The 12,545-nt window shown below is 58.4% G+C and carries 11 protein-coding genes; 7 read left to right on the top strand and 4 right to left on the bottom strand.

Annotated features, from left to right (window positions below):
* The first annotated feature begins 219 nt into the window (after positions 1–219).
* The gene (locus tag H1Y01_RS10165) at positions 220–3,012 is read left to right on the top strand and encodes a TonB-dependent receptor (protein ID WP_180540405.1); all 2,793 of its coding nucleotides are present in this window, start codon (positions 220–222) and stop codon (positions 3,010–3,012) included.
* 265 nt (positions 3,013–3,277) lie between these two features.
* The gene (lexA, locus tag H1Y01_RS10160) at positions 3,278–3,901 is read left to right on the top strand and encodes a transcriptional repressor LexA (protein ID WP_180540404.1); all 624 of its coding nucleotides are present in this window, start codon (positions 3,278–3,280) and stop codon (positions 3,899–3,901) included.
* A 28-nt stretch (positions 3,902–3,929) separates the two neighbouring features.
* On the opposite strand, the gene H1Y01_RS10155 is transcribed toward lexA, so the two are convergent.
* Entirely contained in the window at positions 3,930–4,337 is a 408-nt protein-coding gene (locus H1Y01_RS10155) for a DUF2934 domain-containing protein (RefSeq protein WP_180540403.1), read from the bottom strand.
* Positions 4,338–4,469: 132 nt separating this feature from the next.
* Between H1Y01_RS10155 and H1Y01_RS10150 the strand changes: the two genes are divergently transcribed.
* The 5 genes from H1Y01_RS10150 to lnt are packed head-to-tail and all read left to right on the top strand — an operon-like array spanning position 4,470 to position 9,493.
* A complete protein-coding gene (locus tag H1Y01_RS10150) occupies positions 4,470–5,774 on the top strand; it encodes an NfeD family protein (protein WP_219341435.1) in 1,305 nt (434 codons plus the stop codon).
* On the top strand, positions 5,774–6,544 hold the full coding sequence (locus H1Y01_RS10145) for a slipin family protein (RefSeq protein ID WP_180540406.1): 771 nt from the start codon (positions 5,774–5,776) through the stop codon (positions 6,542–6,544). Before H1Y01_RS10150 ends, H1Y01_RS10145 begins: the two co-directional genes overlap by 1 nt.
* A gap of 1 nt (position 6,545) precedes the next feature.
* On the top strand, positions 6,546–7,163 hold the full coding sequence (locus tag H1Y01_RS10140; RefSeq protein ID WP_180540402.1) for an SPOR domain-containing protein: 618 nt from the start codon (positions 6,546–6,548) through the stop codon (positions 7,161–7,163).
* 3 nt (positions 7,164–7,166) lie between these two features.
* Positions 7,167–8,057, top strand: coding sequence for a lipoyl synthase (lipA, locus tag H1Y01_RS10135; protein ID WP_180540401.1), 891 nt, complete (start codon positions 7,167–7,169; stop codon positions 8,055–8,057).
* The gene (gene lnt / locus H1Y01_RS10130) at positions 8,054–9,493 is read left to right on the top strand and encodes an apolipoprotein N-acyltransferase (RefSeq protein WP_180540400.1); all 1,440 of its coding nucleotides are present in this window, start codon (positions 8,054–8,056) and stop codon (positions 9,491–9,493) included. Before lipA ends, lnt begins: the two co-directional genes overlap by 4 nt.
* Here the strand turns inward: lnt and ychF are convergent.
* Genes ychF through H1Y01_RS10115 form a run of 3 tightly spaced genes read right to left on the bottom strand, consistent with a single transcriptional unit; the run spans position 9,456 to position 12,011 of the window.
* The gene (gene ychF, locus H1Y01_RS10125) at positions 9,456–10,529 is read right to left on the bottom strand and encodes a redox-regulated ATPase YchF (protein ID WP_180540399.1); all 1,074 of its coding nucleotides are present in this window, start codon (positions 10,527–10,529) and stop codon (positions 9,456–9,458) included. The two genes, lnt and ychF, sit on opposite strands and share 38 nt — an antisense overlap.
* A 29-nt stretch (positions 10,530–10,558) precedes the next feature.
* Entirely contained in the window at positions 10,559–11,512 is a 954-nt protein-coding gene (locus H1Y01_RS10120; protein ID WP_180540398.1) for an AAA family ATPase, read from the bottom strand.
* A gap of 55 nt (positions 11,513–11,567) precedes the next feature.
* A complete protein-coding gene (locus tag H1Y01_RS10115; RefSeq protein WP_180540397.1) occupies positions 11,568–12,011 on the bottom strand; it encodes an SEC-C metal-binding domain-containing protein in 444 nt (147 codons plus the stop codon).
* Positions 12,012–12,545: the final 534 nt, after the last annotated feature.

Raw genomic sequence — 12,545 nt, 5'->3', positions numbered from 1 at the left:
CTAAAGATTAGCTGTAAGTGGCCTATTCTTCGCTGCGAGCGGGCGGATTTGCCGGAAATCCGGGTTCTTGAACGCTGTCTTCTCTGAACGGTAAAGAAGTTTTACTATCGGCCGAGCGTGCGTCCGCTCATAGACACGTTGTGCCCGCTAGTTAACCTTTCTTGCCCGTTCATAGGATTTTACTTGGTGATCGGTGCAGTTGACCTGAGAATTGGAGGCATGATTAGAGTCCGCTCAGGGTTGCACGCCTGTTTCGCCCTCGGTGTGAGTTTTACAAATCCTAGCTTCAGCCAATCAATCGGCAATGCCGGAACCATTCGCGGTTCAGTCGTCGATCCGTCGGGAGCGGTCTTGCGCGGCGCCGTGGTGGAGGTTCAGAACCCCGTTTCCGGCTACGATCGCACTTCGCCTTCGGATGCGCAAGGCGATTTTGTATTCAATAACATTCCTTTCAACAACTACCATCTGACGGTAAGTGCCACCGGATTTCAGTCTCGGGAGCAGGATGTCGATGTGCGATCCGGGGTACTGGTGGACCTCGGCAAAATCGCTCTTAGCGTAGGCACTCAAATCACCTCGGTGACCGTTACAGATGCAGGCGATCTTGTAGAGACCGACCCAACGACCCACTCCGACGTTGACCGGGCGCTCTTCGATAAGCTCCCGCTCGAAAGCGCGTCGTCCTCGCTCAGTTCTCTTGTCACGCTTGCGACACCGGGGGTCGCGGCCGACTCCAACGGGCTTTTCCACGGGCTCGGAGACCACGCCTCGAATTCGTTCTCAGTGGATGGTCAGCCCATCACGGACCAGCAGAGCAAAGTGTTTTCCAATCAGATCCCGGTCGATTCGGTTCAATCCATGGAAGTGATTGAGGGTGCGCCTCCCGCCGAATACGGGGGTAAGACCAGTTTGGTCTTGGTCGTCACCACCCGTTCGGGGCTTGGTGAGACAACCCCGCACGGCGATGTCACGGCATCCTATGGCACCTTTGGCACTGGCAATGGCGGCTTCGACCTCGCCTACGGACAGAAGAGCTGGGGAAACTTCATATCTGCCAGCGGGTTGGATACGGGCCGGTTTCTCGACGGCCCTGAGTACCAGGTCTTTCACGACCATGGGAATGAAGAGAACTTCTTCGACCGTGTTGATTTCAAGCCGTCCGCGAACGACAGCATCAATCTAAATCTTGGGTTCACCCGTTCCTGGTTCCAGACTCCGAATTCCTACGATGCTCAAACCGCGTCGGCGTGGAATGGGCTGGTGGTCGATAACGGAGGCCTCGGACCGGACGGCTTGACCGTTGGCTCCCAGGATCAGCGGTCGAAAATCAGGACCTTCAATATAGCGCCCGTTTGGACACGGGTGCTAAGCCCTGAGGCCGTTTTTACGTTCGGCGGATTTGTGCGGCAGGATCAGTACAATTACTACCCGAGCAGTGACCCGTTCGCCGATTTCACGCCCGATCTGCAGTCTGCCACGGTGGGTCAGAACCGGAGACTTACGAATGCAGGGCTCCGCACAAACATCGCTTACGTGAAAGGTATAAATAACGTGAAGGTGGGCGCGATGTATGAACACACGTTCCTTACCGAGAGGGATACTTTTGGCCTTGTGGATCCGACGGCGAACGCTCCCTGTCTGAACGCCGACGGCAGCGCTGACACCGATCCGTCACTCACCAACCCGGCCGCGTGCGGCGGAGGGGCTCTCCAGGCAAACATCGGACAGGGAACGGTTCCCGCATTCATTCCGCTTCTTGCTTGTTACGACTTGACCCGAACAGCGACGCTTCCCGCCTCCGACGGCTGTCCAAATAGCACGAGCGAAGAGTACGAATACTTTGGCCGTACAGATATCAAAGAGTTTGCCTTTTATGCGCAGGATACGATCACCTGGCATAACTGGAGTTTCAACCTCGGCTTACGTTTTGACAAATACAATGGGATTACAAGCGCCGCCCAAGGGGAGCCGCGCCTCGGAGTTGCCTACAACATCAAGCCGACTAACACGGTGCTCCGTGTGTCTTATGCGCGCACGATGGAAAGCCCCTTTAATGAGAACCTCATACTGGCGAGCCTGGGATGCAACGATCCGGTAGTGGTTGCTTTTCAGACATTGGTTGCGGGTGGCGCTTGCGTGACTACCGCCCCACTCAGTCCCGGTCACCGCAACGAGTTCCACGCCGGCCTCCAGCAGGCTTTTGGCAGGTATCTTGTGATCGATGGAGAGTACATCTGGAAGTACACTCACAAGGCGTTCGACTTTAGCGTTTTAGGCAATACGCCGATCACTTATCCGATTGAGTGGCAAAGCTCGAAAATTCCGGGATACGCGATTCGCGCCACCGTCCCGAACTACCACGGGTTGACGGCATTTGTGGTGATGTCCAGCGTGGCGGCGCGCTTCTTCGGTCCTCAAGTAGCAGGCATTGGTTCGGCTCCTGGCGGGGAGAGTGTGTTCCGGATTGATCATGATGAAGTTTTTAACCAAACGACGCACCTGCAGTACCAGCCGTTTAAGAATCGTCCTTGGGTCAGCTTCAACTGGCGTTACGATAGCGGCCTCGTCGCTGGTCCGGTGCCTTGCGCCGGAGGTAATTGCGCTAACGGGCCGAACGGAACCGATAGCATCGTAGACGTCTCCGGCCTTACGCCGGATCAGCAATTCGAAGGCGGCCTCTACTGTGGGACCGTCCACGCGACTCCAACAACTCCGATCAGCTCGAATGGACTTTGCCCGGCGTCCATGTACGGTTCCATTTATGTATCCATTCCGGCAGCCGGTACGGAGAACGACGATCACAATCCGCCACGCATTGCACCCCGCAATCTTTTCGATGCTGCTATCGGCGACGACGACCTTTTCCACACGGAGCGCTACAAGTGGAGCGCTCGTCTAACGGCCATTAACCTGATGAATAAAGAAGCGCTGTACAACTTTCTGTCAACTTTCAGCGGTACTCACTATGTTTCACCACGGGCCATAACCGCTACACTGGGCTTTCACTTCTAACTAGCCGGTTGAGGTCGCAAGAGGACGACCGGGTTGCGGACCCTAGCGACTTCGATGTAGTCGCCGCGATCGCGGAGTAGAACGCGGTAGTCCTGAGTGCGCGCCGTTAGAGCGGCGGCTCTACACCGTGCAAGCGCTTGACGTTCCCTTCGTCGAATAGATGCACCATGGCGGCCGCCTGAAATCCATATTCTTGCTTCAACCACCCGCCGACAGTTAAAGCTGCGGGCTGGCATTTCCCCTTTTCTTCGCCTATACTGCAAGCATGGCACTTACGCGTCGGCAAAAGGAAGTTGTCGATTTTATTGCGGGCTTTGTGGACGATAACGGGTATAGCCCGAGCTACGAGGAGATCGCGCGGGCGCTGCAGCTGGCGTCACTCGCGACCGTGCATAAGCACATCTCGGCGCTGCAGACAAAGCACTATTTGAACCGGACCCATAATCAGAGCCGGTCGGTGGATCTTGCGCCGAAGTATCTAATCGAGCGGCAGCGCATCCGGAAGCAGCAGTCGCTGGAGGTTCCGCTGCTCGGGCGAATTGCGGCGGGCGCGCCGGTGGAATCCGTCGAAACGCGAGCGACGCTGAGCTTCGCGGACTTTCTGAATAATTCCGATACCTATGCGCTCGAAGTTCGCGGGGACTCGATGATCGAGGATCATATCTGCGATGGAGACATGATCCTGATCGAGAGAACTCCGGAAGCGCGCGACGGAGATATCGTGGTGGCTCTGGTCGGCGGTAGCGAAACTACCCTGAAACGGATTTATCGCGAGTCGGGCGGCTACATTCGACTGCAGCCGGCCAACTCGACGATGAAACCAATCTATGTGAAAGCCGAAGAACTAGAAATTCAGGGGCGGTTACTTGCCGTGCTGCGAAAGTATTAGTTGATTTTGTAACTCAACTAATATCGAATTACTCCGCGCGACCGGACCGAAGCGCTTGTTCGGCACGGAACCAGTCGTCGGCTTGAGAACCATTTTGACCGCCACGCTCCAGATAGAAGCGATAAGCGAGGGCGGCAATCTCCGCTTGGGAAACTTCAGGGGCTGACTGCGCCTGATCTTCTAGCGGCGCTTCCTCCTTCATTACGGGCGAGACTTCCGGGGTGTGATCCTGTTCGATTTCCTCAGCTTTATCCACATGATGCGTAGTAGACGTGCCTAACGATTGAACAAATCCCTCAACAGCGGCAGCTACCGCGACAGCCTGCGCTTTGAGGTGCTTCGGTCGCGAGGCGGAAGCCTTCTTCTTTGCGGGCGCGGCGCCGGACGCAGCCTGCTCTGTCGACGTGGCGGTCGTCTTCGTGACTTTTTTTGCCATTACTAAATTCTCCCTTTGTGAATCGAAAAACCTTGACTCACCATTTTACTTGAGAGTCACCTGAAGGTCCAAAAAAGCTTTCTATTCGCCTCATAATGTCACAATGATCATGTAGAAAGAATGTAGGTCGAATTGCTTCGAAGTCGAGTGCTTTGTTGCGTTGCGTTTTGGGTCGTCTTAATGGTCACCCTTATAGGTTACGGCCAGACGAAAAACGCGCGTGTTGAAGAAGTGGTGCTGGACGGGATCATTCATCCCGCGACGACGGAAGTTCTGTCGCATGCGATTGGTCGGGCGGCAGCGGATCATGCCGCGCTGCTGATCATTCGGCTCGATACACCGGGCGGACTTGCGGAAGCGATGCGCAGCAGCATGGCGAAGATCGTCGCTTCGCCGGTTCCAGTCGTCACGTTCGTCGCTCCGCAGGGCGCGCGGGCCGCGTCGGCGGGATTCTTTCTGCTGGAGGCGGGAGACATCGCGGCGATGACTCCGGGCAGCAACACGGGCGCCGCGCATCCGGTAATTCCCGGCGTCACGATGGACCCCGTAATGAAGGAGAAGCTGGAGAACGATGCGGCGGCGTCGCTGCGTAGCATCACAGGCCAGCGTGGACGCAATGTGGAACTGGCCGAGTCGGCGGTGCGCCAGAGCAAGTCGTTTACCGCGCATGAAGCGCTCGATGGGCATCTGATCGATCTCATCGCGCGCGACGAAAACGACTTACTGCATCAACTCAACGGACGAACGGTAACACGCTTCGACGGGACGAAAACCATACTCCATCTGGATGACCCGCAGATCGTGACTTACGCGCCGTCGCTGCGAGAACGCATTCTGCTGGCAGTGGCCGATCCGAATATCGCGCTGATTCTGATGGCGCTGGGTGTGTTGGCGATCTATGTTGAGTTCACCTCTCCGGGATTGATCTTTCCCGGTGTGATCGGAGCGGTTGCGCTGTTGCTTGGCCTGGCGGCGCTGAGTGTTCTGCCGCTGAACTGGCTGGGAGTTGCGCTGGTGTTTGCGGCGTTCGGGATGTTTGCGCTGGAAGTGAAGTTCGCGTCGCACGGTATTCTAAGCGCGGGCGGAGCGCTCACGCTGGTGCTGGGAGCGACGATGCTGATCGATAGTCCAATTCCTGAAATGCGCATTCATCTAGCGACGGCGTTGAGCGTGGCGATTCCGCTGGCGTTGATCTCGGCCGTGCTGGTGACGCTGGCGCTGCGCGCGCGAAGGAATAAGGTGGTCACGGGAGTTGAGGGGATGTATGGGGCGGTTGGAACCGCGCTCGAGGAACTGGCGCCGAGCGGGCGAGTAATGGTGCATGGCGAGTATTGGATGGCGGATGCGATTGCGCCGATCGCGCGGGGCGCCCGGGTACGAGTGGAGAGTATCGAGAATCTGCGGTTGCGTGTTTCGGAAGAGAGGAAAGAGTCATGATGTTTTCCGCCGGCGGGCTGCTGATCGTCATCGTAGTGTTGTACCTGCTTTCGTCGATCAAGATTTTGAAGGAGTATGAGCGCGCGGTGATCTTCCGGCTGGGGCGGTTGCTGCCGCAAGCTAAAGGGCCGGGAGTGATTCTGGTGTTTGCGCCGCTGGACCGGATGGAGCGCGTTTCGCTGCGCGTGGAGCCGTTCGAAGTGCCGCCGCAGGACGTGGTGTCGCGCGATAACGTGACGGTGAAAGTGAGCGCGGTGGTCTACTATCGTGTGATCGAGCCGCGGCTGGCGATTGTGGAGGTGAATAACTTCCGGTACGCCACCTCGCAGCTTGCCCAAACGACGCTGCGGAGCGTGCTGGGCGAAGTGGAGCTCGATGAGTTGCTGAGCCAGCGCGAGAAGCTGAACAACCGGTTGCAGGAGCTGCTGGATGAGCGCACGTCGCCGTGGGGCGTGAAGGTTACGATGGTGGAAGTCAAGCAAGTGGACTTACCGGAGCAGATGATTCGAGCGCTGGCGCGGCAGGCTGAGGCCGAGCGGGAACGGCGGGCGAAGATCATTCACGCGGAGGGTGAGTATTCGGCGGCGGAGAAGCTGGCCATGGCGGCGGAAGTGATTCAGCGGCAACCGGCCGCTTTACAGTTGCGGTATTTGCAGACGCTAGTGGAGATTGGCGCGGAGAAGAATTCGACGATCGTGTTTCCGTTCCCGATGGACATCGTGCAGGGGTTGCAGAAGGTTCTGGATAGAGTAGCGAACGCGGAAAGGTAGAATGCTCGACGAAAACGACCAGGGGCGTGAAATTGTGCTGGGTAACAAGCAGTTACTCAGTATGTTCTTTATTGTGGCGGCGCTTTTAGGGGTGGCGTTCACGATGGGTTACATTATTGGGCGCAATACGACCGGAGTTAGTGCGGCGTCGAATAGTACGACGACCGTTGCGCCGCCGATAGTGAACAAGACTGCGCCGATCGATGCGCCGGATACGGATACGAGCCCGGCGCCGGCTGCACGGACGGAGTCGAATCCTCCGGCGCCAGTTACTGGCACACAACCGGCTAAGCCCTACCCGGGGAATACTGCGGACGCCCTTACGAGTACAGCACCAGCTCCCGCGCCGGTTGCGCCGCCCGCTCCAGACGATACGACGCCGGCTTCGAGCGCCACCGTGGCGGCGGGTTCCTACCTGCAGATAGCGGCCTTGAAGCGGCAGGATGCGGATCATATGGTTGAAGTACTTCGAAAGCGCGGCTATCCGGCGCTGCTGGGCGAGAGTCCGAAAGAAGGATTGTTTCGGGTGCTGGTGGGACCTTTCAAAGATATGCCCGCTTTGGCGGATTCCAAGCAGCGATTGAAGGCTGCGGGGATTGATTCGATCGTTGCGCGTTAACTAATGAGCGAGAATCTGGTTCAACTTACCGCGGGCGCGGGCCGTTTGCCTGAATGGGCGCGAAAAAGTGCGACGCACTTCGAGTCCCTGAACACGCTGAAGCGCGGACTGCGGGAGTTGAACCTGCATACGGTTTGTGAATCGGCGCGCTGCCCGAATATCCATGAGTGCTTTCATCGCGGGGCGGCTACGTTCATGATTCTGGGGAATCTTTGTACGCGCGGATGCGGCTTCTGTTCGGTGCCGAAGGGGAATCCGCGCAAGGTGGACATGACTTTGGATCCTGAGGAACCCGCGAACGTGGCGCGCATGGCAACGGCGATGGCGCTCCAATACGTTGTGATCACCAGCGTGAATCGCGATGACCTGGAGGATGGCGGGTCGCGGCATTTTGCGGCTACGGTGCGCGCCGTCCGCGATGCACTGCCGGCGGCTCGCGTCGAGGTGCTCACGCCTGACTTCTGCGGCGATCGCGATGCCGTGGCGCGGGTGCTGGATGCCGGGCCCGCAGTGTTCAACCACAACATGGAGACGGTTCCGCGACTCTACCGGCGGGTGCGGCCGCAGGCTAACTACCGGCAGTCGCTTGAGGTACTGGAGTTCGCGCGGAGTTATCGATCGGATGTCTTGACTAAGTCGGGGTTCATGGTTGGGCTTGGTGAAGATAGCGCCGAGGTACACCAGTTACTGCGTGACCTGGCGGCGTCCGGGGTTCACTTTGCGACCATCGGTCAATACCTGCGGCCTACGCGGCGGAATCTGCCCGTGGCGCGGTATGTGACTCCTGAAGAGTTCGATTCGTACCGTGAGTTTGGGATGTCGCTTGGTTTTCGCGATGTCTTCAGCGGGCCGCTGGTGCGCTCGTCTTACATGGCCGATAAGTTAGGCGCGTGAACTTCGTCCTCGCGCTGGCGTCGTCGGCGCTCCTGATTCTTTCCCTGCCTAACTTCGATTGGCACTGGCTGGCGCCGATTGCTTTGACTCCGTTGATGGTGGCGGCGGTGCGCGAGAAGCGCGGGTTATGGCGATTCCTGGTAGGTTATGTTGCTGGAGTCGCTTATTGGTTCGGAGTCTGTAACTGGATTGAGTTCACCTTACAGACGCATGCGGGGATGAGTCCTGTAGTTGCCTGGCTTGTCTTCCTGCTGTTTTGCCTGGCAAAGGCGCTGCAGATGGGGGCGTTCGCCTGGGCCGCCGGATGGATGCTGCCGACGCGTTTCGGAGTGCCGGCGTCGGCTGCGTTGTGGGTCGCGATTGAGTGGACGCACGGGCCGCTGGGGTTCGCCTGGTTGACTTTGGGGAATGCGGGGATTGATATCGGGCCGTTGCTGAAGCTTGCGCCGTGGACCGGTGTGTGGGGACTGTCGTTCCTGTTCGCGATTCTTGCGGCGGAGATCGCGAATCTGATCTTGCGGCGTCCGGCTTTGCCGTTCTTCGGGGTCGCGTTTGCGCTGGTTGTATTGATGTTGCCTAAGTTACCGGGGATCGAGGCTGCTGGCGAACGCGCCACATTAGTGCAGCCCAACATTGACGAAGAGCAGTACTGGACCCCGCAGGCTTTCACCGCGCTGGTGGAGCGGATGCGTGTGCTCTCTATCGAGCACCCATCTCCGCTATTAGTCTGGCCTGAGGCGCCGGCGCCTTTCTATGAGTCGGATCCGACCATGATGCGCTTCCTGTCGGCTGTAGCGCGCGATCAGAACCGTGAGGTTTTGGCCGGAATAATCGGGAATGCGGCGGATGGCGGAAACCTGAATTCGGCGGTCCTATTCGATCGGTACGGACACAAGGTTTCGCGCTATGACAAGGTCAATCTGGTGCCGTTCGGGGAGTTTGTTCCTTGGCCGCTGGGGCCGATTGCTTTTAAGGTTTCACATGAAGCCGGTGATTTCGAGCCGGGCTCGCTGCCGGTAGTTAGTCAGGTTGCGGGTCATAAGATCGGTACGTTCATCTGTTACGAGTCTGTCTTCCCGCGGTTTATACGCCGGTTTGTACTCGATGGGGCTGAGTTATTGTTGAATCCGTCTAACGACGGCTGGTTTGGGAAGACGCACGCGCGCTTTCAACATCTGGCCATTGTGCGCATGCGGGCTGCGGAGAATCGCAGATGGATTTTACGCGCCACGAATGACGGGATCTCAGCGGCGATCGACGATGCCGGCCGGGTGCGAGAGCGACTGCCGCTCTATGAGGAGGCTTCGCGGACGGTCGCATTTTCGTACGAGCGCGGGTTGACGCTGTATACGCGTTTGGGGGATTGGTTCCCCGCCCTCTGTGCTCTGGGCGTCTTAGCTAACTATGCCGGATTACTAACACGTCGCCGTCTTTGACGATGTACTCTTTCCCTTCGAGACGTAGCAGACCTTTCTCACGGACGCCGGGATAGCCTTTCAAGTCGACCAGGTTCTTCCAGTTCACTACTTCGGCACGAATGAACTTCTTCTCGAAATCGGAGTGGATCGCGCCCGCCGCGGCCGGCGCCTTACTGTTGAGCGGCACGGTCCAGGCGCGGACTTCGGTTTCACCGGCGGTCAAGAAGGACATAAGGCCGAGTAGCCGGTAACTCGCTTCGATCAATCGCTCCAGTCCGGATTCATGGAGTCCGTAACTACCCAGGTAATCGCGTTGGTCTGCAACCGGTAACTCGGCGAGTTCCGCTTCGATCTTTCCGCAGATAGCGGCAACTTCGGTCTGTTTGCGTCCGGCGAGCGGGCCGTTGCGGAACTCTTCTTCTTTCTCGCGCAAGTGGGAGGCGTCCGCTTCGCCCAGGTTCAAGACGCAGAGCATCGGTTTCTGTGACAGGAATTGGAAGCCGCGGATTCGTTTCTCGTCTTCGGCGTTCAGTTCCAGGTTTCGCAGCGGCTGATCTTGTTCGAGCAGCTCTTTGGCCTTAGTTAGCAGATCGATTTCCTGATCTATTTCAGCGCTGCGTTGTTTCTTGCGGTCCTTTTCAAGGCGCTCGAGGCGCTTCTCGATCACGACTAAGTCACTTAGGATTAGTTCGGTATCCACTTCGTTTAGGTCGCGTACCGGATCGATGGAGCCGTGTTCGTGTGGAACGGTTTCATCCGGGAAGACGCGCAGCACGTGGGCAAAGGCGTCAGCTACACGGAGTCCTGCCAGGAAACCGGGATCTCGCAAAGACTCCTTTGAGATCGAAGGGCAATCGAGATACTCTACCGTCGCATAAGTTACTTTCGGCGGATCGAATAGCTTCGCCAGTTCCTCGAGGCGCGGGTCCGGTACCTTGGCAACTCCAGTGCGGACGGACATAGAACCGGCGCGTGACTCCTGCGAGGCGCCGGTAAGGATCGTAAACAAGCTGGTCTTACCCGTCATAGGTAGACCGATGATGGCAGTCTTCATTCTTTTGGTTTAGAGCGGAACACTTTGGGTCAAAGCGGAACGTCCACCTGCATCAGGATATCTTCCAGGATGCGGTTGGACGCTTCGCTACGGCGCGCGCCAAGGGCGGAACGCGGCTGCACGATCACGCGATGGCCGAAGACGGGAATCACGAGGCGTTTCACGTCGTCCGGAATCAGGTACTCGCGGCCATGCAGCAGCGCGCGAGCCTGGGCCGCGCGGAACAGCGCTTGCGAGCCGCGCGGGCTGACGCCAAGCAGCAGCGCTTCATGCGTGCGCGTTCGGTCGACAATCGTCAGCAGGTAATCGAGGATCGATTCGTCGGCGCGGACCTGCTCGGTCTGATGCTGCAGCGCGATGATATCGGCCGCGGTGCAAACGGGTTCGACGGCTTGATCGGCAGGCGCGTGATTGCGCAGGATTTCGCGCTCGCTGGACGCGTCGGGATAGCCGATGCGGAGACGCAGCAGAAAGCGATCGAGCTGCGATTCCGGCAGCGGGTAGGCGCCGTGATGCTCGGACGGATTTTGCGTGGCGACGACGAAGAAGGGATCCGGGAGAGGCAGCGAGCGGCCGTCCACCGTGACCTGGCCTTCGTTCATCGCTTCGAGCAGCGCGGACTGCGTCTTGGGCGTGGTGCGGTTGATTTCGTCGGCGAGCAGAATGTTGGTGAAAACGGGGCCGGGCTTGAACTCGAAGGCCTCGGAGTGCGCGTTGTAAATGGTGACGCCGAGAACGTCGCTGGGCAACATGTCGCTAGTGAACTGGATGCGATGGAAGCGGCAATCGATGGCGCGCGCGATGGCGTGGGCGAGGGTGGTCTTGCCGACGCCGGGGACGTCCTCAATAAGGAGATGGCCGCGCGCGAGAAGGCACGCGATGGAGAGGCGAATGATCTCTGGCTTACCGCGGATCGCCGAACCGAGCGCCGATTCGAGCGCACTGAGGGCAGCCGGCGGGCTCAGGGTGGACTCCCGCGACATCAATCTTTAGTGTCTCATGAGCGGGGGCGACGCGCGTTTGGCTGGGCGGCGTTGGTTAGGCGGCTCGGGCCTGGAGTTCGGATTTGCTGAGGCAACAGCGTTTGTATTTAAGTCCGCTGCCGCAGGGGCAGAGAGCGTTGCGCCCGGGTTCGGGCGCGGTGTTGTGCAGTTTTGTGCGGTCTGGGCGGGGTTGCGGGGTTGCGACCGGACGACCGTCGCTTTCGCTCGGGTTCGGAGTTGGATCTTGTTCGTTTATCGTGGACGGCTGGCTTTCGACTGGCGGTTGCTGATGCTGACGGCGGCGGTCGCGGAGCTGCACCCCGGAGGACTCGTTTTCGTCGCTGAAGATCCGGTCGAGGGTTTGGATGGCGCGATCGCCGAACGCGAGTAATTGCTCATGCCAGTAGAGCGCCAAATCGACTTGGGCGGCGGCGGCGACGGTGCTGCCTTGCGCGAGTAGAGTTAACACCTGCTCTTGGGTGGTTGTTAGTTGAGACATAGTTATTAGCTTGTTTGTGGAATGCTTGCTGATTTGATTGTGGAACCTGGTGGGGCTGAGTTGGGGGATTGGTTTGAGGCGCTCTTCCGTCGATCGGCCTTGCCGAGGCGTAATCGCTCGATAAACCGGCAGCAAATTCGCCGCAACACTACATCGGGGCACGCGACGTGACCGTTGACCTATGCTGTCGGGTGCTCTTTTAGGAGCAGCACCCCGACTGCCCTCGTCGAGTTGCCCCGATCCGAGGCGGGCCGCAGTCCACCCCTATAGGTACGGTAGATCAAAACTGAAGTTCGTTCTGGGGGAATGTAAGATCGCATCAATAACGCTATCTACAATCGCCTTTTGTCGTTCTGGATCATAGATAACTCGAAGATCCGCGAAAGACCACCGGGCCCTGCATTGCGCTCACAGGACTCTATTAGCTGACGTGAAAAAACAACTCGATTGAGAAGTCCTCGCCTCGACCGGCGTATGCTCGCCATTGGCTTAGAAGGTTACCGTATTCACAGAAGCACGCTAGTTGCGGGAAGG

This window comes from Nevskia soli (genome assembly GCF_903970205.1).
GTDB lineage: Bacteria > Acidobacteriota > Terriglobia > Bryobacterales > Bryobacteraceae > Bog-113.
The sequence above is the reverse complement of the archived record's forward strand: the minus strand, read 5'-3'. Positions and strand labels throughout refer to the sequence as shown.

Excerpts from the sequence above, each read along its gene's own strand:
- H1Y01_RS10165 (WP_180540405.1), top strand. The coding sequence starts at position 220 with ATGATTAGAGTCCGCTCAGGGTTGCACGCCTGTTTCGCCCTCGGTGTG.
- lexA (WP_180540404.1), top strand. The coding sequence starts at position 3,278 with ATGGCACTTACGCGTCGGCAAAAGGAAGTTGTCGATTTTATTGCGGGC.
- H1Y01_RS10155 (WP_180540403.1), bottom strand. The coding sequence starts at position 4,337 with ATGGCAAAAAAAGTCACGAAGACGACCGCCACGTCGACAGAGCAGGCT.
- H1Y01_RS10145 (WP_180540406.1), top strand. The coding sequence starts at position 5,774 with ATGTTTTCCGCCGGCGGGCTGCTGATCGTCATCGTAGTGTTGTACCTG.
- H1Y01_RS10140 (WP_180540402.1), top strand. The coding sequence starts at position 6,546 with ATGCTCGACGAAAACGACCAGGGGCGTGAAATTGTGCTGGGTAACAAG.
- lipA (WP_180540401.1), top strand. The coding sequence starts at position 7,167 with ATGAGCGAGAATCTGGTTCAACTTACCGCGGGCGCGGGCCGTTTGCCT.
- ychF (WP_180540399.1), bottom strand. The coding sequence starts at position 10,529 with ATGAAGACTGCCATCATCGGTCTACCTATGACGGGTAAGACCAGCTTG.
- H1Y01_RS10120 (WP_180540398.1), bottom strand. The coding sequence starts at position 11,512 with ATGTCGCGGGAGTCCACCCTGAGCCCGCCGGCTGCCCTCAGTGCGCTC.
- H1Y01_RS10115 (WP_180540397.1), bottom strand. The coding sequence starts at position 12,011 with ATGTCTCAACTAACAACCACCCAAGAGCAGGTGTTAACTCTACTCGCG.